The sequence below is a fragment of the Clostridium amylolyticum genome, assembly GCF_900142075.1.
GTDB lineage: Bacteria > Bacillota > Clostridia > Clostridiales > Clostridiaceae > Clostridium_AA > Clostridium_AA amylolyticum.
This window is the reverse complement of record NZ_FQZO01000005.1, coordinates 1-24,665: the sequence shown is the minus strand read 5'-3', so window position 1 is coordinate 24,665 and position 24,665 is coordinate 1. Positions and strand designations below refer to the sequence as shown.

Annotated in this window: 20 protein-coding genes and 1 riboswitch; of the genes, 19 read left to right on the top strand and 1 reads right to left on the bottom strand. The window is 31.7% G+C overall.

What is annotated here, in order from left to right; translation table 11 throughout:
- The first annotated feature begins 12 nt into the window (after positions 1-12).
- The 4 genes from BUA82_RS11795 (at position 13) to thiW (ending at position 3,675) form a co-directional block, all read left to right on the top strand.
- Positions 13-1,851 (top strand): ABC transporter ATP-binding protein, encoded by a 1,839-nt coding sequence (locus BUA82_RS11795; RefSeq protein WP_073008280.1) that lies wholly within the window; start codon positions 13-15, stop codon positions 1,849-1,851.
- A gap of 91 nt (positions 1,852-1,942) precedes the next feature.
- Positions 1,943-2,233: an MYG1 family protein gene (locus BUA82_RS21140; RefSeq protein WP_073008277.1), complete on the top strand. Its 291-nt coding sequence runs from the start codon at positions 1,943-1,945 to the stop codon at positions 2,231-2,233.
- 11 nt (positions 2,234-2,244) lie between these two features.
- Positions 2,245-2,889, top strand: coding sequence for an MYG1 family protein (locus BUA82_RS11785; RefSeq protein WP_073008275.1), 645 nt, complete (start codon positions 2,245-2,247; stop codon positions 2,887-2,889).
- A gap of 60 nt (positions 2,890-2,949) precedes the next feature.
- A riboswitch (TPP riboswitch) is annotated at positions 2,950-3,062 on the top strand.
- A gap of 133 nt (positions 3,063-3,195) precedes the next feature.
- Positions 3,196-3,675: an energy coupling factor transporter S component ThiW gene (gene thiW / locus BUA82_RS11780; RefSeq protein WP_073008273.1), complete on the top strand. Its 480-nt coding sequence runs from the start codon at positions 3,196-3,198 to the stop codon at positions 3,673-3,675.
- Positions 3,676-3,888: 213 nt separating this feature from the next.
- On the opposite strand, the gene BUA82_RS11775 is transcribed toward thiW, so the two are convergent.
- The gene (locus BUA82_RS11775) at positions 3,889-9,015 is read right to left on the bottom strand and encodes an Ig-like domain-containing protein (protein WP_073008271.1); all 5,127 of its coding nucleotides are present in this window, start codon (positions 9,013-9,015) and stop codon (positions 3,889-3,891) included.
- 241 nt (positions 9,016-9,256) lie between these two features.
- Here BUA82_RS11775 and BUA82_RS11770 point away from each other — a divergent pair, with 241 nt between their 5' ends.
- The 15 genes from BUA82_RS11770 (at position 9,257) to BUA82_RS11700 (ending at position 24,413) form a co-directional block, all read left to right on the top strand.
- Positions 9,257-11,206, top strand: a complete 1,950-nt coding sequence (locus tag BUA82_RS11770; protein ID WP_073008269.1) for a serine/threonine-protein kinase — start codon at positions 9,257-9,259, stop codon at positions 11,204-11,206.
- A 12-nt stretch (positions 11,207-11,218) separates the two neighbouring features.
- Positions 11,219-11,641 carry a hypothetical protein gene (locus tag BUA82_RS11765; protein WP_073008267.1) on the top strand — a complete coding sequence of 141 codons (423 nt, stop codon included), beginning with the start codon at positions 11,219-11,221 and terminating at the stop codon, positions 11,639-11,641.
- A gap of 33 nt (positions 11,642-11,674) precedes the next feature.
- Positions 11,675-13,159: an FHA domain-containing protein gene (locus BUA82_RS11760; RefSeq protein ID WP_073008265.1), complete on the top strand. Its 1,485-nt coding sequence runs from the start codon at positions 11,675-11,677 to the stop codon at positions 13,157-13,159.
- Positions 13,160-13,168: 9 nt separating this feature from the next.
- Positions 13,169-13,939: a PP2C family protein-serine/threonine phosphatase gene (locus BUA82_RS11755; RefSeq protein WP_073008263.1), complete on the top strand. Its 771-nt coding sequence runs from the start codon at positions 13,169-13,171 to the stop codon at positions 13,937-13,939.
- Between the two features lie 39 nt (positions 13,940-13,978).
- On the top strand, positions 13,979-18,589 hold the full coding sequence (gene essC, locus BUA82_RS11750; RefSeq protein ID WP_073008261.1) for a type VII secretion protein EssC: 4,611 nt from the start codon (positions 13,979-13,981) through the stop codon (positions 18,587-18,589).
- Positions 18,582-18,833 carry a methyltransferase gene (locus tag BUA82_RS11745; protein ID WP_073008259.1) on the top strand — a complete coding sequence of 84 codons (252 nt, stop codon included), beginning with the start codon at positions 18,582-18,584 and terminating at the stop codon, positions 18,831-18,833. The genes essC and BUA82_RS11745 overlap by 8 nt, the downstream gene beginning before the upstream one ends.
- Positions 18,834-18,861: 28 nt before the next feature.
- Positions 18,862-19,164, top strand: coding sequence for a WXG100 family type VII secretion target (locus BUA82_RS11740; protein WP_073008257.1), 303 nt, complete (start codon positions 18,862-18,864; stop codon positions 19,162-19,164).
- A gap of 21 nt (positions 19,165-19,185) precedes the next feature.
- Positions 19,186-19,488: a pore-forming ESAT-6 family protein gene (locus BUA82_RS11735; RefSeq protein ID WP_083599919.1), complete on the top strand. Its 303-nt coding sequence runs from the start codon at positions 19,186-19,188 to the stop codon at positions 19,486-19,488.
- A 256-nt stretch (positions 19,489-19,744) separates the two neighbouring features.
- Positions 19,745-20,041 (top strand): DUF4176 domain-containing protein, encoded by a 297-nt coding sequence (locus BUA82_RS11730; RefSeq protein ID WP_073008254.1) that lies wholly within the window; start codon positions 19,745-19,747, stop codon positions 20,039-20,041.
- A gap of 13 nt (positions 20,042-20,054) precedes the next feature.
- Positions 20,055-20,363: a hypothetical protein gene (locus BUA82_RS11725; protein ID WP_073008251.1), complete on the top strand. Its 309-nt coding sequence runs from the start codon at positions 20,055-20,057 to the stop codon at positions 20,361-20,363.
- Between the two features lie 13 nt (positions 20,364-20,376).
- Positions 20,377-21,819, top strand: coding sequence for a TNT domain-containing protein (locus tag BUA82_RS11720; protein WP_073008248.1), 1,443 nt, complete (start codon positions 20,377-20,379; stop codon positions 21,817-21,819).
- 16 nt (positions 21,820-21,835) lie between these two features.
- Positions 21,836-22,471, top strand: coding sequence for a hypothetical protein (locus tag BUA82_RS11715; protein WP_073008245.1), 636 nt, complete (start codon positions 21,836-21,838; stop codon positions 22,469-22,471).
- A 145-nt stretch (positions 22,472-22,616) separates the two neighbouring features.
- Positions 22,617-22,976, top strand: a complete 360-nt coding sequence (locus BUA82_RS11710) for a hypothetical protein (RefSeq protein WP_073008242.1) — start codon at positions 22,617-22,619, stop codon at positions 22,974-22,976.
- Between the two features lie 373 nt (positions 22,977-23,349).
- Positions 23,350-23,976: an EndoU domain-containing protein gene (locus BUA82_RS21000; protein ID WP_073008239.1), complete on the top strand. Its 627-nt coding sequence runs from the start codon at positions 23,350-23,352 to the stop codon at positions 23,974-23,976.
- 20 nt (positions 23,977-23,996) lie between these two features.
- A complete protein-coding gene (locus BUA82_RS11700) occupies positions 23,997-24,413 on the top strand; it encodes a hypothetical protein (RefSeq protein WP_073008236.1) in 417 nt (138 codons plus the stop codon).
- The last annotated feature ends 252 nt before the right edge of the window (positions 24,414-24,665 follow it).

Genomic DNA, 24,665 nt, shown 5'->3' with positions numbered 1-24,665 from the left:
GGAGATGATGCTATGTCCTCTAGAATAGATGAAAATAAAAGTACAGAAAAATTAAATGTAGGTATATGGAAGAGACTTTTCAAATATCTGTATGAATTTAAAAAGGGGTTATTTCTATTAGGTTTTTTAATGATGTTTGTGGCAGGAATAGATGCCTTGATGCCTCTTTTAACTAGGTATGCTATTGACAATTTCATAGCTAATAAAACCTCTGAAGGTCTAGAAAAGTTTGCATTGCTATATTTTTGCGTAATAGCTTTTCAAGCTCTAAATGTAAAACTTTTTATAATGCAAGCGGGTAAGATCGAAACCCATCTGGCATATCATATAAGAAATTTAGGGTTTAAAAGGCTGCAACAGCTATCCTTTTCTTACTACGATAACTCCTCAGTGGGATGGCTTATGGCAAGAATGACCTCAGATGTGGCAAGGCTTAGTGAGATAATATCCTGGGGATTAATTGATATGGTATGGGCTTTAGTTATGATGAGCGCCTTTATAGGTATAATGCTTTATAACAACGTTAAGCTAACCCTTATAAGTATGAGCGTGGTTCCAGTTATATTTATTATAGGGGTTTATTTTCAAAAGAAAATTTTAAAGTCCTATAGAAAAGTAAGAAAGATTAATTCCCAGTTAACTGCAGATTTTAGTGAAGAAGTTTCGGGGGCAAAAACCACTAAAACTTTGGTTAGAGAAGAGGATAACTTAAAGGAATTTAGAGCTGATGCTTCAAATATGAGAAATTCTGCAGTGAAAGCAGCAATGTTTTCAGCATTATTTCTTCCTGTAGTATTGTCTTTAGGTAGCATAGGCACAGGATTTGCTTTATGGATAGGGGGTAAAAGCGTAATTTCAGAAGCCATATCCTATGGTACTTTTGTAATGTTTATTTCCTATACCATTCAGTTTTTTGACCCAGTAAGTCAGCTGGCAGCCACTTTAGCAGAACTTCAAAATGCCCAAGCTTCTGCAGAAAGAATAATATCCCTTATAGAAACAGAACCAGATATTTGGGACAGAAAAGATGTAATAGATAAGTATGGAGATTTGTTCCATGCTAAAAAAGAAAATTGGGAAAAGATCCATGGAGATATAGAATTTAAAAATGTATATTTTTCCTATAAAAATGGAGAAAAGGTATTAGAAAACTTTAACTTAAAGGTAAAAAGAGGTGAAACCATAGCTTTAGTGGGAGAAACAGGCTCTGGAAAAAGCACCATAGTAAATTTGCTTTGTAGGTTTTATGAGCCTACTAAGGGAGAGATTTTAATCGATGGAGTAGATTATAGAGAAAGATCCCTTCTATGGCTTCAATCTAACATCGGTTATGTACTTCAAAGCCCTCATCTCTTTAGTGGAACTATAAAAGATAATATAAAATATGGAAAGTTAAATGCTACTGATGAAGAGGTTGAAAAAGCTGCTAAGCTTGTAAATGCTCATAGCTTTATAATGAATATGGAAAAGGGTTATGATTCAGAGGTTGGTGAAGGAGGAGGAAATTTATCTACAGGAGAAAAACAGCTTATATCCTTTGCTAGAGCTATAGTGGCTGACCCTGCTCTCTTTGTATTAGATGAAGCTACCTCTTCCATAGATACTGAAACAGAAAGAATGATACAAAATGCCATTGAGAAGGTTTTACATCATAGAACCAGCTTTGTGGTAGCACATAGGCTTTCCACCATAGTATCCTCCGATAAAATCCTTGTAATTAAAAAAGGCAAAATCATTGAAGCAGGCAGTCATAGGGAGTTAATAAGAAGGAAAGGGTACTATTATAATCTATATACCAATCAGCTTCTTGAAGAAAAAGAAATGCAAAGTAAGTCTATGGTTTTAGAATAAAAAGTATCAGATTAAGTGTATAATAGAAACTATAAATATAAGTCATAGTATATTTGTGATAATAAATGTTGTTAAGGATGTGTTATAAGCATTGGATAATAAAAAGCAATTTAGACGAGTTGGAACTCATGACGGAAGATTCCATGCAGATGAAGTAATGGCCACAGCAATTCTTAAGGAAGTTTATGAAATAGAGTTAACTAGAACCAGAGATGAAAATGTGCTGAAGACTTTAGATATTGTATATGATGTGGGTGGCGGAGAGTTTGACCACCATGGCATGGATAAAATCTATAGAGAAAATGGAACGCCTTATGCAGCTTGTGGACTTATATGGAGAGGCTTTGGTAAGGAAGTAATAAAGTTAAAGAGCCATCATTAAAGGATGAAGAGGTGGATTTACTTTATAATTACATTGATAGAGCCGTTATTGAAGGAATGGATGCCTTAGATAACGGGGTTAAAATAGGAGAAACCACTATACCCATTTTAAATATTTCTACCATAATATCTGGGTTTAACCCACCTTGGTATAAAGAAAATGATGAAGATAAAGCCTTTAATGAAGCGGTAAATGTTGCATCATCAGTTTTAAGAAATAAAATAAGTCACAAGCTTTCTGTATTTAAATCTAGAGAATTAGTAGAAAATGCATATAAAAGCAGAGTAAGACCTGAAGTTTTAGTGCTGGATACTTATTGCCCTTATGGCGAGGTGCTTAAAAATATTGATGAGGCAAAGGAAGTACTTTACGTAGTATATAAAAGTAAGGTCAATTATGCCGCTCAAAGTGTAAGAGATTATAATGGAGAGGATAGAAAAAAGTTTCCTAAGGCTTGGGCAGGAAAAAGGGACGAAGAACTAGCTAAAGTTACAGGAGTAAAAGATTCTGTATTTTGTCATAGTGGAAGGTTTATAGCCATAGCACAATCCCTAGAAGGGATTATGACCTTAGTAGACCTTGCTATACAAGAGCCAGAAGAAAATTCTTCAGGAGGATTCTTTAAATTTCTTGAAAAACTATTTTCAAGGAAGTAAAAAAATATTGAACCTCACTATCTCATGTGCTATGATTAATTTGTTAAAAATAGAATATGTAATATAACACAGGGGGGCTGGATTTGGCCAGCTGAGATAAAGAACCTTAATTCTTTGACCCTATGAACCTGAACTGGATCATGCCAGCGTAGGAAGTTGTTTATTGATGAGCTATATGTTTATTAGTATGTTTAGACACAGATCCTATGGATTTGTGTCTTATTTTTTTATCACAAATCCTACCTGAAAGTTTCCAGAATATAGGTCCTTAATTTTTATATTATTTTCAGAAAGGAGATCTTGTATTTGGAAAGTAAGAAAATCACGTTATCATCACTTCTTGCAGCTATAGGAATAATTACAGGCAATGTTATTTTTATACCTATAGGAGTATCAAAATGTTTCCCAGTACAACACATAATCAACGTCATAGCAGCTGTAATACTTGGACCTGGTTATGCGGTTGCCATTGCCTTTTGTATTTCCCTAATGAGAAATATATTAGGAACAGGTTCCCTATTAGCTTTTCCAGGAAGTATGATAGGAGCCTTTATAGCAGGATTTATGTATAAAAAGACTAAGAAAATATCTTTAGCAGTGGCAGGAGAAATATTTGGCACTGGAATTTTAGGAGGTTTATTAGCTTTTCCCATAGCTAAATTTATTATGGGAAAAAATTTAGCTGCATTATTTTTTGTGGTGCCATTTTTAATAAGCACTTTAGGAGGCAGTATCATAGGATACTTTATTCTTAAGATGCTAGACTATTCTAAAGCAACCAAGTGATTCCTAGCCTCAGTATTTGCTCCATTATTTGCCGTGGTAATTACTGATTATTTCTTAATTAAGAAAAAAGAAACATTAAAGGTTATAAAATAAATAAGTTTTCAAAATTAATACATAATAAGTTATAATATAAAAATATTAGCCTGGTAGTAAAGTTTTACTACCAGGCTAATATTTTTATATTATTATGGATTAAGACTTAAAAAGCATTGACTATTCAGTATCCCTACTTGAATCTTCTGGCTTTTTTCTTAACTTTAAAAAAGCAAACAATCCAAGAATAATAGCTATTATGGATACTGCGGAGGTAGTTAGAATAACTTTATTCTTACCTAATAATGAAGCAGCTGATTTATTGCCGGTTATAGTAAAGTTAATGGTTTTAGTGGTTTCGTTACCTAGCTTATCAGTAGCTTTTACCGTTAACTCATGGTTTCCTAAAGAGGTAATCTCCTCTAATAAAAATGTTTTGCCATCTAAAGAGTTTGCATAAACTTGTTTTCCATTTAATAGCACTGTGGGTGTAGTTATATCTGAAAGATCTTCTAAGTATATTTCAGGTTTTACTGAGGCAGTGTATTTTTCTCCATCTTCTATACCTCCAAATAAGATAGTAGGAGGTGTGCTATCTATAAAGAAAGTGATAACCTTTGGATCTGATACATTACCTGCAGCGTCTGTGGCTTCTATAATCAGGGTGTGCTTACCATCCGCTAGCAAACTTCCTCTTACATAGGGCAGGTTGTCTATGGTGATGGTATATTTATGGTCGCTGGAATCTATTATATCAAAAATTGGTTCAATAAACTCTCTGAAAAATCTATTGTTGATTTGTTCTTTAAATTCTATTATGGGTTTAGTCTTGTCCAAAACGAATTTAACAGTTCTCTCATTGGTATTATTTGCTTTATCTACAGCCAGTACTTTTAGAATATATTCTCCTTCTGAATTTATACTTATAGAATTAGCAGATTGCCTCTTGCCATTTAAATATACTTCAAAGATACTCTCATATAATTCATCTTGTCTAATACTTAATTTAATATCATCCTTATGGAAGATTAACCCTTCTAAACCTTGTATAAAAATTTGAGGCGGCAGCCTATCTAGGATGAAAGAAACTTTCGTTTCTTCTGATATATTTCCTGCCTTATCCTTTGCCCTTGCTCTTACTGTATATTCTCCGTCAGGCAGCATAGGCAAACTATTTGGATTATAGTAGGTATCATTTATAAATACTTCAAAGACTGTATCCTCTGGTACTTGTGTGGTTATAAGGGGCTTAAAGTTATTTGTATTAATAAATGCTCCCTCTTCAGCATTGATTTTAACAATAGGTTTAGTTCTATCAATAGTAAAAGTTAAAATAGGAGCGGTATAGGAATTTCCTGCTAAGTCTTCTGCAGTAACTAAAAGTTTGTATTCCCCTTCCTCAGATACATTAAAACTAAAAACTCCATTATATAGAGAAGGATTAATAGTGTTAAAGGCTCCTCCATTTTTTGAAAGTTTGAAAACCGTCTTGTTAAGGGCATTGTTTGTATCAATAATTTTAATTATAGGAGTAGTAATTTCTTTATTATTGAATTCATCATCCTTAACTCCTGAAATTTCTATTGCAGGCTTGGTATTATCAAGGGTAAAGTTTATTTCAAAGGGTTTAGCCTTATTTGTAGCTTTATCCTCAGCCATCACACTAATGGTATAATTGCCATCGCTATTTATTTCTGCACCTTGAAAGAGTATGCCATCTTCTGTGGTAATAAAATTACCTCCATAAGGATTTCCATTTAAAGTTATACTTTTTGTATTTATAGCATAGTTATCTGATATTTTAATAATAGGATTGAAAGTACCCTGATAATAGGACCCATTTTCTATTATTCTTCCATTGGCTTCACTAAAGCTTATATTGGGATTATTTTTATCTATAACAAATTCTACCGCAGAGGTTTTATAATCTTCATTATTGTGTTTGGAAGCTTTATCTTTAAATTGCACCACTATTTTATATTGTTCATTCCTAAGGTTATTGTTTTCTATGGATTCTCCTCTAATTAAAAGTTTTCCTTGAAGCCTATCTATATATTCGAGCTTATAAGGTTTAGAGGTAATAGTAGCCTTAGTTTCTGAATTAATGGTATATAATGTAGCATTAATAAGCTCACCTTTATCAATATCCTGTTTGCTTAAGAAATCATCTTCTATTAAAAACTCTGGAGTAACCTTAGAGTTATAGTATGCTCCATTATTTATATTTCCTATAGAGAGCTCAGGGACTTTGGAGTCCACATAGATGGTAACTTCATCTAAGTTAAATTCATTTCCTGCTAAATCTTGTAAGTGAAGCTTTATATTATAGGTGCCATCTATGGGCTTCCCATTTTTAGTAACTACATTTTTTAAAGTATATTTACCATCATCATATACCACATTGCTATGATTAAAATTATATATTTCATTATTAACAGTAAAGAAGGAATTATCTTTATCTAAGTGTTGTTCCGTAATAATAACCGAAGGATCTTCGGGATTTCTATAGTAGGTTCCATGATTAATGTTAAGGAAGTTAGCATTTGGTTTAATGTTATCAATATAAAAAAATTTAGTTTCTTTAATATAATCTTCTTTATTACCTTTACCTGCTTTATCTTTTATTAAAACCTCTAGCATGTACTTTTCTCCAGGATTATTACTTGGTATATAATCAGTACCTTGTAAGGTTATTGTCTTTCCTACCTTAGATTTAAATTCAAAGCCATAATCTTTTTTTGATTTATACAAATTAGTAGTGACATCTATTGTATATAAGGAAGCTATTATATATTCCTCTGACTTTAAATCCTCTTTCTTAAGGAATTGGTCATCAATTTGAAGTATAGGAGTTAAGCTTTGAAGATAACCATTTTTAAAGTCATTTATTATAGAGACTTTAGCTATGTCGGTATCCACATAAAACTCTCTTGAAATGTCACTTGTGGTATTACCTGCAGTATCTTCTACATGTACCTTTAAGTTATAAATTCCATCTTCATTTATAACATTTTTTAATACATATCTGCCCTTAATAAACTCTACATTAGCATGTCCAAAGCTATAAGCTTTGTTATTCACTATAAATTTAGAATTTTGCTTATCTATATTATTTTCTTTAACTGCCACAGAAGGGTTAAAGTAGTGCCTATAATATTCTTCATTATCCAAGTTTTTATCCTTGTAGTTACCGTCATTTTCAATATATATGCCTTCAATTACAGGGCTGGTTCTGTCCACTGTAAAAGTAAAGCTGTCAGCTGAACTATTTCCTGCCTTATCTTTAGCATTAACAGTTAAGGTATAAGTACCCTCTAAGGTTTTTCCATCCGCAGAAGGCAAGGTAATAGGGTTTTCTTCATAGGCCTTAGGATTTTCATAAACTGGGCCTTCTTCATTATCCTTAACCACTGTTATTGAAGCAGAATCCTTATTAATATCACTTATTACTACACGTGGTGTAACTAGATCTACATTAGCAGCATAATCTGGAAATGTAAACTTTTCTAACCCTGATATCTTTATTAAAGGATTCTCATTGTCTACAGAAAAGTTTACAGTGTATGAAGCAGTATTTCCTGATTTATCCTTAATGTTTGCAATAATAGTGTAGTTGCCATCTTTCATTAAAGGAGTTTTAAAGCTATAGTAGTTATTGCTTTTAATGAATTTTGTATCATCCTTTAAAGTAGTAGTAAAAGAGTCTGAAGGTAACATACTTTCACCTTCAGCTTTAACTTCTATAGTGGAGGTATCTTCGTCTAGGTTTTCATCTGTTACTTTAATACAAGGAGTAAAAGGGGACTTAGAAGAAATTCCATCGTTAAAGGGTTTAAAATCAGTTTGAGAACTCCCAGTTCCTATACTTACCTCTGGAGAAACAGTGTCAACTAAAATATTAAAAGAAAAGGCCTCGCTTTCATTGGCTAAGTTATCCTGAGCTATTAGAGTTATTGTAGAGAGATCATTATTATTAATATTCTCTAAATTAAAATCTAAATTAAAACTTCCATTGTTAATAGTATACTTTCCTTCATTGGCTAAACTTGATAAGTCTAATTTTTTTATCCATCCATTTTTTAATGTGTAAGATACACTTTTTAATGAGATATATTTGGTAAGATAATTATCACTTAAAGTTCCTTTAATTATGAGGTTGTCAGGTGATTTTATATATAATATACCTTGATTTTCTACTTTGTAAGAATTTACAGTTACACTATTAAAAGTAGGACCTTTATCATCTTTTACATAGTCTGCAATAAAGATAATAGGCAGTCCATTATAAGAATACTCAGCTGTTAATGTTCCTTGAGAGGAATTAACCTTTCCTATAAATTTGCCTTTATCAATTACAGCTGCTTGCTCATCTACTTTTAAGCTGGTTATTCCGCTTCCAAGGCTTCCTGTAACCTTCAAATCTTTATCTGCAATTACTTTTTTATCATACCAATTATCAAAGTTAACTAAGGGGAAATTTTTAATGGAGGCTTTTCCAATATTGTAAGCTTCATCAGCAGCAAAAAAATCTATAGTGTCTATGTTTAAATTTGAATTCCACTTGGGAATATTTAATGAAACATTATATACCTTATTTATCTCATCATAATTAATTTTTGTGTCGTTTATAAGAGCATCATTTAAATATATCGCAGATTTTTCAGGGATTAATGAATCATTTTGTGCTTCTACATTAAACTTCAAATTCATGGAGGAACTTTCAGGGGCTAGGGTATATTGCAAGTTTTTTATAGAAAGCTTAGGCGCAACAAAATCTTCATAAATTATCTTTTTTGATTTTTTTTCTTGTCCAAGTAAACCTAAAACATTATAAGTTATAGTTACACTCTCCAGGTTTGTGGTTACAATATCAGGCAATTTGTACACTTTGCTTTTAACGCCAGAGTAACTAAATTTTTCTTTAGTAACGGCTTTAGTGGATTTATTTGTTTTAGTTATTTCATAATTTATAGTTTCTAAACCAATAAGAGAAAGCTTACTAAGATCAATAACAGGTATAATTTTTTCACTAGACATTTTGTTTACTTCTACAAAGTTATTGGAGTGACTTAGTACAAAATAAGAGGCAAAATCATTTTCTCCAGTAACATCTGAAATATCAACCTTTGACGAATCCTTAGATGTTAAACTAGTTATTTCTTCAGGCTTTTCTCTTATATAATTTTGTGAAAGTATATAATCTTTAGCAGTATCATTGGTTATCTCTGCACTAGTCTCCACCTTGGGCAGCATAGATGAACTTACAAGAAAAGCTAGTATTAAGGCAATAATTTTTTTTCGGTTCAAAATATCCCCCCTAAAAATTTATTAATTTTATTGTATTTAATTTACAACTTATGTTTTATTGTATAGAATATATGTAATAAAATCAATATATTGGAACAAGTTATAAATTAATACTTTTAATGCAATGTATAGAATATTACAAATATATGATATTATTATAATATATTTGTAATATTTAATTTAAAAAAGTGTTTAAAAGTATGTAAAAATATTGTATTAGACTAAATAGGAGGGCACTAAGGTGAATCTCATTGGAACTTTATTTGAAAATAGATATCAGATAATAGATATTCTGGGGAAAGGTGGAATGAGCACCGTATATCTTGCTAAAGATACGAATTTGCAGAAGTTTTGGGCCATTAAAAAGGTCTTGAAAAGTTCGAAGAATTTAAAGGCTGATCTTATGGCGGAAGCAAATATTCTGAAAAGGCTAGATCATCCAGCACTACCAAGAATAGTAGATATTATAGAAAAAGAAGATAGCATTTATGTAATACTAGATTTCATCGATGGAATATCTCTAGATAAAAAGCTTGTGGAATTTGGAGTAGTAGATGAATTTACCATAATTAATTGGGCATTACAGATTTGTGATGTGCTTAATTATTTACACTCACAAAAGCCTAATCCAATAATATATAGAGATATGAAGCCGGGAAACATAATGCTTACAGCCCAAGGGAAAATTAAACTTATAGATTTTGGAATAGCAAGGGAATATAAAGAGGAAGTATCACAAGATACAACTTATATTGGTACAAAAGGATATGCAGCACCAGAACAATATGGAAGTCATCAGACAGATGAAAGAACAGACATATATAGTTTAGGAGTTACTTTGTATCATTTAGCCACAGGAAAAGGTCCTAGTGACCCGCCTTATGAAATAAAGCCTGTAAGAGAAATAAACCCTCTGCTTTCAGAAGGTTTTGAAATAATAATCAATAAATGTACTGAGCAAGATCCAAATTTAAGATATCAAAGCATAGAAGAACTAATTTACGATATTGAAAATATTCATAAGCTAAATTCTTCATATAAAAAAACTGTGAGAAAAAAATTTATAAAGCTTTCAGCCACATTGCTTTCATTTGTTTTTTTTGCGATATTAACAGGCTTTGGGGGTTATAAAGTAAACAACATAAACCAGAGGATATATAACAGTACTATAGAAAACGCTGAAGTGCTTACTAAGAGTAATAGTATGGATGAAGCAAAGAAAATTTTCAGACAAGCTATTGAGTTAAACCCAGAGGATCCATCAGCATATAAAAGTGCTATTGATATGTTTCTTAAGAATAATGATTATGATGGATGTATAGAATTTATCAGTCCTTTGGTTCAAAAAAATGCATCTAAAAATTATGAGGTGCTTTATTGGTTTGGTAAAGTTTACTTTTTAAAAGGGGATTATTATCAGGCAAATAAACGTTTTGAAAGCATTAAAAGCACAAAAAAACTAAGCAACGAAGCTAAAAGAGAGCTTTTGTACTATAAACCCATAGCAGAAGAATTAGGCAGTACAACTAGTGAGAAGAATAAGTCAAGCATTCAAACCTCTATTAACCTACTTAGAGAGTATATAGATACCATTCCTAATAGTCAGGGAGATGCAAAAATCAATTCGTACATAGCCTTAGCAAATATTTATCAAAATAATGCAGATGTATTTCCAGATACTTATTTAGAGGATGCCTTAACTGTTTTAAAAGAAGCTTCTAAGTTTGCTCCTGACAACAATATTGTACTTCTAGAAATGCTAGGGACTATACATTATAAAAAGGCCTTAAGATTAGAAAACAAAAAGAATGAATATGATAAAGAGTTAAATGAAGCCGCAGGATATTTTGAAAAAGCCTTAAAGGCAGGAAGCAATGTATCCAATACCTATTATTTAATTGGCACTATTTATAAATATTTAGAAAAATATGATGACAGCATAAGGATATTCAATGAGCATATTAATAAATTTGAAAAAGACTATAAGGGAAATACATCATTAGGTGTTTTATATGCTGATTTGATTATAAAAGATAGAAATAATTTAAAAGAACCTGATGCTGAATATTATATAAAAATTGCGCAATGTTATGACAATGCCACAAAGAAAAATCCCAATACCAATGATCCAGATTATAAAAAGCTTAAGAATATGTATGAAAGTTTAAAAAGCGAAGGAAAAATAAAGTAAGGAGGACTACCTATGAATAATGATAAGACCGTATATGTAGTTATGATAATCGTAGGAAGTATAGGCATGATAGGTAGTTTAATACTTTCTTATTATGTTTTTAAAAAAGACCAATTAAATGAATATATAAACCTAAACTTTATAAAGGATTATAGGTATAGAAGACTTATAGAAAAGCAGCAAAAACTTCAAATAAAGCTGGCGGCATATAAAACAGGACAAACTGTTACTAGTAGTTCCTTAAGTACATCAGGTTCCATACATTCATCAAAGATATCCCAGGCTTCTAATGCATTTTTATTAGAAGAGGAAGTAAATGAAGAAACAGACCTATTAGAAGAGGCTGTGAATGAAGGAACTATGCTCCTAGAAGAAGAGGTGCTTGAGGGAACCATGCTATTAGAAGAGGAGACAAATGAGGAGATAAAAGGTTAGAGAAGATGACGCAAGTCAAGGAGGTATATAAGGGTGAATTACAGCAATATCATTGAAAGCATAGAACTAACTGAGGATAAGTATCTAACGGTGGCTGTGAAAGATGATGTTTTAATAGATAATTCTCAGTTCTCTATGATTAACAGCGGCAGATCAAATTTAATTAATTGCACCAAAGATAGGTATGAGGAAAATACCTTATTATATTACATTGGCAATTATATTTCCCTAAATAAGTATATATTAGAAAATAGTTTTGATTTTCAGAGCCTAAAGAGCTTATTACTAAAATTAACTAATGAAGTTTCTTTAATAATGGGCAAAAAGCTTACCTTATCCAATGCTATTTTGTACTTAAATTATATATTTATAGATACATATACCAATGAAATCAAGCTAATATACATTCCAGCTACAAGAAGTGAAGAACCTAAGGAAGGAACGGGGAATTTTCAAAAGTTATTAAAGGATATAATAAACAACATTGATGCAAGCAATTCAGATGTACTTATGGGATTTATAATAAACCATACAAATTTAAAGGACTTTGATTTAGAGAGCTTTCAAAATAAGCTAAAGACTATTAACTATGAAAACTCATGGAGTTCAAACTCCATTAAAAATAGCGGTATATTCACTTTTATAACAACAGTTTCATGTGTTTTTATATTTTGTATACTTATACCTCTTATAGGGAATCTTTTGAAAATTTCTTTTATAAAAGAATACATTAATTATTATTCAGTAGCTATTTTTTGTATGTTTTTTATTATTGCTTCTGTTACAGCTTTAATTATTACTATGCTTATGGAAAATAAGAAAGTTAAAAAGCAAGAGGTAATGATAAAGAAAAATAATAGCGTTGAAAGTAGAGAGAAAATAAATACACAACTAAAAAGTAATTCAAAACCTAAAGATATTATCACTCCTTCAGGGGAAATAAATATAACTAATTTAAATCCTAACTTTACAGGAAGTGTAATTAAAGAAGAAAAAAGCAATACTGGTTCCTTTGGAAACAAGGAATACAATCCTATGGAAGCTTCAAGCTTGAATATTAATGCTGAAACTCATAATAACACTTCAATGCTAATAAATGAAAGTAATGAAAAAAATAATAATGAAAGTATATTATATGGAAATAAAAATGTTTTATTTAATACAGAGAATATAGAAGCTTCAGGGACTCAGCTGTTATTTCAAGGAGAGTATAATGCTTTACCGTATCTTATAAAAAAAGATAATAGCAGCATAATAGATAGAATTTATATAGATAAAACTTTCTTTACAGTGGGAAGAAGTAAAGAAAGTTCTAATTTAACCATTGAAGAGAAAAGTATTTCAAAGCAACATGCAATTATTAAAAAAGTTAATAGTGATTATTTTATCATTGATAAAAATTCCAGTAATGGAACTTACGTAAATGGCAATAGGTTACAACCAGAAAGCCAATATAAGCTAGGAAATGGAGATGTTATTACTTTTGCAAAACAAGCTTATGAGTTTTTTGATAGGTAGGTGAAAGCTTTGAAGTATAAAGTGGTTGCAAGGACTGATGTAGGTATAAGAAAAGCTGTTAATGAAGATAGCTATCTAGCTAAAACAACTCATACCAGCTTAGGCAATGTGTGTATGGCATTAATTTGTGATGGCATGGGTGGCTTACAATATGGTGAGAAAGCTAGTCAAACCGTTGTGGCACTTTTTGATAAGTGGTTTACAGATGTATTTAAGGAAACCACTGAAGTAGCTAAAGATAAATATAATCTGGATTTGGAAATAGAAAGATTATTTCTTAAAGCAAACAGGTTATTGGTGGATTATGGTATAGAAAATAATATAAAATTAGGAACTACAGCTTCATTACTTTTCATAATTGAAGATAAATATTTTACTTATCATGTGGGTGATACGCGCATATACAAGTATGATGGCAGGTTAAAGCAAATTACTGAGGATCATACCTTAGTAGCCGCTAAGGTTAAAAATGGACAGTTAACTAAGGAAGAAGCACAGATAAGTAAAGAAAAGCATATTTTACTTCAGTGTGTAGGAGTTAATGAAATATTGGAAATTCATAAATCCTATGGAATCTGTTCTAGTTTAGATGTTTTCCTTCTTTGCTGTGATGGACTATACAACAGATTAGAACATCAGGAGGTTGCGGAGTTCTTAAAAAACCAAGGAAAAGTAAACGAAAATCACATGCAGATGAGCATAGATAATTTAATTAGCACAGTTAAAAACCGTGGTGAAACTGATAACATATCGGCGATGATAGTGGTGCCAGGTACGTGAAAAATTTCCTTATTAAATCACTAACAAGGTGGGATGAGATTGCAATTAACTCTATTTAAAAAAGAGTCCATATTTTCCTTAGTATTGCCAGAAAAATACAATGGGCGGTACTGGGTAACTCAAATAAATGAAAATAATGAAGAAGAAAAAGTAATAAGCGTCGAAGGTATTGAAGGGAAATGGATATTAAAATCAAATAAAAATGCAATAATTCTAAATAAAAACAATGAAAAGGTAAAAGAAATCCCTGTGGAACCACTTAACTTTTATAGGATATTTTTAAGAGATACTAATGAAAAGGTCCTGTTATATTCAGAACCTATAACCGATGATAGAAGAATTTTTGAAAAGCTACTATTACCTACAGACGGCAGGATAACCATTGGACGTTCTGAAAAGTGTGATATTTCCTTTTCCAATGCCTTTACTTCTTCAAACCATGGAGAGATTATTATATCCAATGAAATTACTATTAAGGACTTAAATAGTTCCAATGGAACCTTTGTCAATGGAATAAGGGAAAAGAGTAAGGTATTAATTCCTGGAGATATAGTTTATATCATGGGGCTTAAGCTTATCATAAGCAAAGGCTTTATTGCTATTAATAACCCTGATGGTAATATGCATTACAATAAAGAAGTTTTAAGAAAGTTTCCTCATCAAAGTATTGATGTTTCAAAGGAAGAAGAAGATTTTAATGAAGAGGGAAGCAGAAGCAATTTATTTTATCGTTCTCCAAGGTTTAAAAGAGATATTAAAAAAGCTGAAATAAAAATAGATCCTCCCCCTGCTTTAGGCAATTTAGAGGAAACACCATTAATGTTTTTGCTGGGTCCATCTATAACCATGGGAATGGCTTCTTTGTTCACAGGCATCTTAACCTTGCAAAATGTTATGCGTAACAATGGAGATATTATGATGGCCATGCCTACCTTGATGATGTCCTTTAGCATGTTGTTAGGCACAGTGATGTGGCCTATACTCACTAAGAAATACGAAAGAAAGAAGAGATCAGAAAAGGAATTATTAAGAAAAGAAAAATATAGAGAATATATAAAATCTGTAAGAGAGAGGATTGTTAAGGAATCAGAGCATCAAAGTGAAATATTACATGAAAATCATGTTACAGTGGAGAATTGCATTTCTCGGATAAAATTACGTCAAAGAAATCTTTGGGAAAGAACCCTTGGGCATAATGACTTCTTAAGGGTAAGGATTGGAATAGGAAATGTTCCTTTAGAGGCAGATATTAAGTATCCTGAGAAACGATTTACCATTGAAGATGATGTGCTTCAAGAGGAATTATATACCCTTGCTGAAGAGCCTAGTGTGTTAAGACAAGTACCCATAACCTTATCTTTAACAGAAAATTTAATAACTGGAATTATAGGAAATAGAGAAAATATTGTGGATTTAATAAAAGGAATTTTAGTTCAACTTACGGCGCTGCACAGTTATGATGAGTTAAAGCTGGTATTTATTTATGATAAAAAGGAACAAAATCTATGGAAGTTTACTAAATGGCTGCCCCATGTTTGGAATAGGGAAAAGAGTCTTAGGTTTATAGCCACCAGCCCTAGTGAGGTAAAAGAGCTTTCAGCATTTTTAGAAAAAGAAATAGCTACAAGAGAAAAAATAACTTCAGAAGAAGAATTAAAGGAAGTAACTCCTCACTATGTAATATTCAGCATGAATAAAACTTTAGCTGGCAAGGCAGAGATAATAAATTCTATCTTGAAACATAAGAAGAATTATGGCTTTAGTTTAATTACTGCTTATGATGAACTAAATAACTTACCTAAGGAATGTTCTAGAGTTATAGAACTAAGTAGAAGTATATCTAAGATTTATGATAAGAATGATATTACAGGGAATCATATTCCCTTTAAGCCGGATATATATATGAAAGATGATATGGAGGACTTGGCAATAAGCTTATCTAACACACTGTTAGACACCACTGTACAAGTTTATGAGCTGCCCACTATGCTTACATTTTTAGAAATGTTTGGAGTTGGTAAAGTGGAGCATTTAAATGCTCTTACCCGTTGGAAAGAAAATGATCCCACTAGAACCCTAGAGACGCCTGTAGGAGTAGATAACAGCGGTGAAGCTTTTAATCTTGATCTGCATGAAAAATTTCATGGCCCTCATGGACTTATTGCTGGTATGACGGGATCAGGTAAAAGTGAATTTATAATGACTTTTATACTTTCTCTAGCAGTAAATTATCATCCTCATGAGGTGGCATTTATTCTTATTGACTATAAAGGAGGTGGTATGGCTAATGCCTTTACAAAGCTCCCTCACCTTGCAGGTACCATAACAAATTTAGATGGGGCTGCAGTAAAGCGGTCTTTAGTATCCATTCAAAGTGAGTTGAAGAGAAGGCAAGGCATTTTTAATCAGGCAAGTAAAAACTTAAATATAAGTAATATAGATATATATAAATATCAAAAGTTATATAGAGAGGGTACTGTTAATGAACCTTTGCAGCATTTGTTTATAATATCAGATGAATTTGCGGAGCTTAAGACACAACAGCCGGAATTCATGGAGCAGCTTGTTAGTGCTGCTAGAATTGGAAGAAGCTTAGGTGTGCATCTTATTTTGGCTACTCAAAAGCCTTCTGGTGTGGTAGACGACCAAATATGGAGTAATAGCAGATTTAGAATTTGTCTTAAGGTACAAGAAAAAGCAGATAGTATGGATGTTATTAAAAGACCAGATGCTGCAGAATTATCTGTAACAGGAAGATTTTTTGTTCAGGTTGGATTTAATGAAGTATTCGAACTAGGACAATCTGCCTGGGCAGGAGCTCCTTACTATCCTGCTGAGCGTGTAGAAAAAAACTTAGACGACAGCATTGCTATTGTAGATAATTTAGGACGTATTATTAGACAGGTTAGGCCAGACAAGAATAAGGCTGTATTAAGGAATCCTGCAAAACAAATTGATGAAGTAAATAAATATTTAGCAAAACTTGCTAAGGAAGAAAATATTAATGTAAGACCTTTATGGTTAGAACCTATACCAGAGTTTATATATATTGAAGAGTTAGAAGAAAAGTATAAAGTGGACAAAGAAAGTATTTGTGTTTTAAATCCCATCATAGGAGAGTTTGATGATCCTATTAACCAAAGGCAGCTAATAATGACAGTGCCTTTAACACAGGAGGGCAATACAGTAATATATGGAGCTGCAGGAAACGGGAAGACAACTTTCTTAACCACATTAATATACTCACTTATGAAGGAACACACTCCTGAAGAAGTAAATATATATGTCTTAGATTTTAGTTCTGAAACCCTTAGAGCTTTTGCTAAGGCACCTCATGTAGGAGATGTGGTTTTTTCTCAGGATTCAGAGAAAATAAGTAACTTATTTAAGATGCTTCATAGTGAAATAGAAAAGAGAAAGAAACTTTTTGCAGATTACGGTGGAGATTATCAAAGCTATATCAAAAATTCCAATAAAATTTTAGAGTCCATGGTGATATTTATACACAATTACTCTGCTTTTGCAGAAATCTATGAGGATATGGAAGAATCCATAGCTTATTTAACTAGAGAAGGAACAAAGTATGGCATATATTTTGTAGTTACTGCTTTAAACACAGGAGCATTGAGATATAGGATATTACAGAACTTTAAACAATTATTTGTGTTACAGCTTAATGATAAAGGAGATTATTCAGGTATTCTAGGAAATGTGGATGGTGTATATCCTTCGAAGTACAAGGGCAGGGGGATATTTAAAACTGACCTGGTATATGAGTTCCAAACTGCTCATATTTCCAAGAAGGGTGAAAATACCTTTGATTTTGTAAGAATATACTGTAATGAATATGGGAAACAATGGAACAAGCTTCCAGCAAAAAAGATTCCTATATTACCAAGTATAATAGACCTGGAATATTTAACGAATGAAATTAGGCATAGCATAAATGGTAGCATACCTATTGGGGTGGAAAAGCAGAGCTTAAATACAGCATATTATGATTTTAATAATTCATATATTAATTTAGTGCTATATCAGAATAATCATAAAGCAGATTTTATTCAGGGGATAGCAGAGGTAATTGATTTTAAGGACGAAAATGAAGTTCTTGTTATAGATGCAGAAGGTAATTTTAATGATGATAAGTCCAGAGGGTACAAATATATTTATAATGAATTTGACAAGGTAGTTTTAGATTTATTTAATACCTTGGTCTTTAGAAACAATAGCTATAAGGAAGCCATAGCTAAAGGGGAAGAAACACCTGAGTTTAAAAAAGTTACTTGTATTATTAATTCTCTTACAGACTTAATGATTAAAGTCTCAGAGGATTCTAAGGATAAAATTAAAGTTTTCTTAGAAAAAGGGGAACTCCATTACAATATTAATTTTATAATATGCAATAACGCAAGTAATATAGCATCTGTGGCCTATGAAAATTGGTTTAAATCAAAAGTCTTATTAAGTGATGGAGTATGGCTAGGAAATGGCATTTCAGACCAGTACCAATTAAAGTTATCTAGTATAAGCAGTGATTTGTATGAAGATATTGGAGAAGAATTTGGTTATATCCTTACTAAAGGCAAAGTAAATTTAATTAAGCTTTTATCCTCCATAACCAGTAATAGGGAGGGTGGATTATATGGATAAAATATTATTGGAAGTTTATTTACCAGCAGAAAATAAAAGTTACGATGTTTATATACCCTTGAAAAGTAAGCTTTATGAGATTACAGCATTGCTTTCCAATACCTTTACAGATTTATCCCAAGGGTACTTTATTGGGAATACAGATACCTTAATATGTGACAAGGTAACTGGAGTAATTTTCAATATTAATATGTCAGCAGAAGAGCTGGGACTTATGAATGGCTCAAAGCTGATGTTAATATAAATATATATTTTTGAAAGGAGTTATTAAAATGGCAAGAACTATTGTTGTTGATCCAGCTAAACTGGAGACAGCTTCACAAAAGATGGATGGTCAAGCATCAGATTATGAAAGACAATACAAGCAACTTTTTAGTGAAGTTGATGGTATGGGTGCTGCATGGCAAGGAGCCGATAATATGGCTTTTGTAAACCAAATCAAAGGCTTTATGGATGACTTTCAGCAGATGGTGGCGCTTATGAGACAGTACTCAGAATTCTTAAAACAAAGTGCCAAAGTATATAAAGATACTCAAAATGAGACTATTACTCAAGCTAAGAGATTAACAAATTAATATATAAGGGAGGTTAGAAGTATGTCTATAGAAGGTATTAAGATTTCCTTAGGTGAGGTTTCTAAAACAGCTGGTACCATTAGAAATTTGAATCAAAGTCTATCAGCGAGACTAGAAGAAATTAAAAAGGAAATGAATGGTTTATCATCTACTTGGCAAAGTGATGCATCAAATACCGTTAGAAATAAGTTTAATGCTTTAGCTCCTAAATTTGAAGAGTATAAAGCAGTGGTAGATGCTTACGCAAAGTTTTTAGATTTGACAGTTACTAATTACAATGAGGCAGAAACTGCTATAAATAATAATGCTAGTGCATTTAAGTAAAGAAAGTTAAGAGTACCAAGGGTAGTATACTTTGCCCTTGGTATATTTAAGACAAGTCTTTTGTTATGAGAGGTCTTGAAAAAATTTATTATGGTTACTAGAATTATCAATAATAATATTTTTGTAAGGTTTAATATTGGTTAGCTATGTAAATATGAGATAAAGGCTATTATTTTACTAGCTTCAATCTCTTTATATAAATGTAAATATATCATAATAATTCTGTAAATGGAAAGTTGTTAGGAGTGGACGTTAAATGAAAAAATATTTACCCCTTGGATCTATTGTACTTTTAAAAAATGGAACAAAAAGAGTAATGATTTATGGAAGAAAACAATTACAGATGGGAACAGATAAAGAATGGGATTATATTGCATGTCTTTATCCTGAAGGAAACATAAGTGAAGAATATATGTATTTGTTTAATCATGATCAGATAGATAAGGTGTTTTTTGTAGGTTATCAAGATGAAGATGAAAAAAACTTCTTAGAAAAATACCTTTTAGTTTCAAAGGATAATAATACCCCTGACCCTGTATCAGAATTTTTATAAGAGGTGATATCTTATGGGATTTAATCATTATAGAGCTGTGAGATGTGGCAGAAGTATTTCATCATCAGGTTATGATGTTGAAAGAATAAGTTCTAAATCCGGGACTTTTTTAAATATGGTACCTGGCAGTTATGATGGACAAGATGCTAGAGAATTCTCTAATGCTATCCAACAATTTCAAAGGGAATTAAACTATATATCTTCTGAAAGTAAAAGATTAGGTAATGAAATAATTAATACTGCTAATGAAATAAAGAGAGAAGAAGAGGAGAAACAAAGAATAGCGAGAGAGGCTAGGCTAAAATTAATTTTGGGTACTTAGGAGATTTGTAGGGATGGTTATAAAAGTAAACATTACTGAGCTAGAGAGCAAAGCAAAGTATGCCAGCTCCCTGGCTAAACAATTAAAATGGAAAGCAGATGAAATTAATGACTTATATTATAGTGTTGATTCTGAGGTTAAAAATAGAAATGGCATAGGTCAGTCTATGCTTACTCTTCAAAGAAATATAGAACGAGCTCAGCAAAGGATGTATAATATTAGTGAGTTTTTATCCTCAGCAGCAGAAAGATACCACAAGGCAGAAACCTTAGTGGTAGCTAAAAGTCGCAATATAGGAATGGTATCGTCAGTAAGCACGATTAGCCGTGATTTTGGAACAGTAGGGGCTGCCACTGTAGGAGCTACTACAGCTTTAGAAGATAGGAACATTGATACTAACACAGGAGCAGTTAAGGGTAAAGGAGAAGGCAAAAAGTGGTACCAAAGCAATTTCTTTAAGCTCGCAGTAGGAGTAGTAGTGGTAGGAGGAGCCATAGCTCTTGCATGCACAGTAGGTGGACCAATATTAGTAGGGATGGCAGTGGGAGCTGCTACAGGTGCAGCCTATGGAGGTTTACTGGGAGGAGTTTCAAGCTATATAAGCGGTGGAGATTTTATGAACGGATTCTCCGATGGTTTTATGTGGGGAGGCATCAGTGGAGCAATATCAGGAGCAGTATCGGCCAAGGGTATTGGAATGCTAGGCACGGCCTTCGCCGACGGAGCAGTAGACAGTGCCATATATGTAGGAGAAACAAAGCTTAATGGCGGCGAAGTATCTGCCATGGGAGTAATGAGCAGCTTTGCTATGGGAATGGGAATTTCTTATTGGGGAAGTAGTAGAGCAGTGAAGAAGACCAAGGTGTCTCCAGAGATTAGAAGTGGAACCTATGCTGATTTAATGAGTTCAGAAGATGCTAAAAGGTATAATCAATTTTGGGATTACGTTGAAAATGGACTTAGTGTAGAGGATAGAGTTAAATTAAGCAATTGGAATTACAAACCAAATGCAGAATTATATAATAAATATAAAACAGTTTATGATAATCCTAAATATTATGATCAGATCAATGGGTCAATACATTGGCCAGGAACAAATGGAGATACGAATTTAAATGGTTTCTTAGATGGAAAATCAAATCTTACTACATTAGAACCAGGTAAAGTTATTGATAGATTTGGAAATCCATCAAATGGATATTATTTATCTCCAGAAGGAGTAAAATATGAACAAAGAGCACTAGCACCACACTGTGAAAAACTAGATTATCATAAATATAAAGTTATTCTTCCTTTAGATGTTGAAAGCGGAATAATTGCTCCTTGGTTTGACCAACCAGGGGGAGGAATACAATATTTTACAAGCAATCAAGTGCTTGATTTTAGAAGCGGTAATATGGTGGAGGCTACTGTAGAAAATTTACTGGATATTGGATATATTATTGAATTAAAATAAGATTAAGGAGAGGAAAATGAATTTTAGAAATGCATTTGATGTACTAAGTTCTTTTGATATTAAAATTAATTTAGAAGAAGAATTTTTAAGAGAAGATAATGGATATTACCAAGATTATAAAGTAGTGTTAAAAAGACGGGATTACTTTGTCTACGGCATTTTTAAATTTGAAAGAGAAGAAACACCACATTTTGAAGAAAAGAAAAGATTTGAAGATGAGAGGAGCGCTTCGAAATACTTTTTAATAGAAATTTTATCTAAACACTTTTTCTTATATGACTTTCAAAAATTTATTTCAGATCAAAGAGAAATTAAAATAGGAACCCAAGAATTTGATATTAAAAATTTGTATATAGTATTAAGTATTAGAGGAATCCCATCATCATATTTTGTTGAAGGTGAGAATATTGAAAGTAATGGATATATTATAAATTTATTGTCAGATAGTAATGGAAGGTTTAAAGTAAGATTTCTAAATAGAAAAAATGTTATTTATGAAACTATAAGCATGTCAAAACAAAATGCAATGTTTTTTTCACTTAAAATGATATATTTGTTAGATATTTTTCAAGAAAAAGTTATGCCAGTATTAAAAAGACTTAGTTTAATTGATTTTTTTCAGGACGCTGATATAGCATCCTTTATCCTTTAGGCTATCAAGGACTGAGAACTTACACTGTAGATTTAAATATATAATGTGAAATAAAATATAGACTAACATCGGAACCAAGTTCCCTTATTAGTCTATACCTAAAAATTACTGAACTATTACCTTTTGATAATTAGGAGATTATAATGTGGCGATTGAAAAACTTGAAAAAAAAGATAATATAGTTATATGGATGTATAACGAAAATAGTATTAAAATTACAAAAAAGAAAATTATAGATTATTTATATAATAAAGAGGAAAAGTTAATTCTTTTAATTTTTGAGGATGAAGACATATATCCAGTTTTAGAAGGAATAAATGAAGATGGTACATTACGTTTTTATTTTAAATCTATAGACGAAATGGGAGTATCAAGATTTACAAGTCATCCTTATATTGACATTCCAGTTATCGGGTGGCAGAAAGAAGATGATCTTTATACAGATTACTATTTTTCAGCTAATCCTATTAATGGAGAATTGACTAAACATTTTAGAGCATATTAAATTTATTAATAGAGAAGAATGATAGTTACAGTAATTATACTGAATTAGTCATAGATACGCTATTTGATGGAATAGATGATATCATTAATAGAATCAATAAATAGAGATAACTACAAAAAAATCAATAAATTTAATGCATAATAAGTCTATTTTCAAGAAGTGAAAGATGTAGATAATTTAATAGCATTAATAGACTGCATAATTGTAATAATGCAGTGAAAAGATGAAATGAATCAGCTAAAATTAAGTAAGCTGGTTCATTATTTTTTAGTAGCTAACATATGCTATAAACACATCATTCAAAAGAACGATTATAAATCAGAAAACAGAGTTTTAAAAGACTGTGAATAATTAGTTTGCAGTAGGAGCGGTAGTGGTAGGAGGAACCATAGCTCTTGCATGCACAGTAGGTGGACCAATATTAGTAGGGATGGCAGTGGGAGCTGCTACAGGTGCAGCCTATGGAGGCTTACTGGGAGGAGTTTTAAGCTATATAAGCGGTGGAGATTTTATGAATGGATTCTCCCATGGCTTTATGTGGGGAGGCATCAGTGGGGCAATATCAGGAGCAGTATCGGCCAAGGGTATTGAAATGTTAGGTACGGTCTTCGCTGACGGAGCAGTAGACAGTGCCATATACGTAGGAGAAACAAAATTTAATGGCGGCGATGTATCTGCCATGGGAGTAATGAGCAGCTTTGCTATGGGAATGGGAATTTCTTATTGGGGAAGTAGTAGAGCAGCGAAGAGGAGTAAGGGGGTAAGTAACACTAGTACTAGAATCAGTGTATTTCCTAATTCGTGGAATGATTCAAAAATTATGGATAGTATAAAAAATGTTGGTGAATCTCCTGCTATTTCAATTAGGCAAAGGGATGGAGCTACATGGCATAGACAAATTATTGATGGGGTAGAAATTGATGTTATAAAAATTGGTGATGATGTAATATCTGGATACCCAACTGGAAAGGTTAATGCACCAAAACCATCAGGGTTTTAAATAAATTAAGAGGTGATTAAATGTATAACGAATTAGATGAATTATTATTAGAGGAAACAACAGTTGATTCATGGTATGATGATGGATTTTCTATTGCACAAGATATTTTGAATCAATTTTCTAATGGTGATTGGCAAGAATTATCGAATGAAGTATTAAAGAAAGATTTAGATTGGCAAAAGAAACTAGTATATTGTCTTGATAACCAAGTGATTGAGGAAGAGTTGAATATAATATGTAAATTGATTCTTATTGATGATGAAGAATTATTTGAAATGTGCATAGATGCATTAAGAGCATTTGATAATGAATTAGGACATTCATTTATTAAGAAGAATCCACAAATTATAATAGAAGTGGAAAAAAAGATTAATACTGCAGGCAATGCAACGAAAAGAGTATTAGAGGATTTTTTAAGAAAGTTTTCAATAGAATAATATATTATATTAAGTGTATAAATAGATTCAAAATAATACTAATTTCAATGCATAAAATATATATTAAAAGTAACTAAGGAGACTAATAGATTTAGTCAATTTATCTCATATCATAATATTGTTGATTTACAATGAAAATTGACCCCCTTTTTACAGCGAAAATTGACCCCCTTACTTTAAAATTATAAGCTTGTATGGTGACAAAGTACATCATACAAGGGAGGCATAAAGTGAAGGTGAAAGATTTGAGAG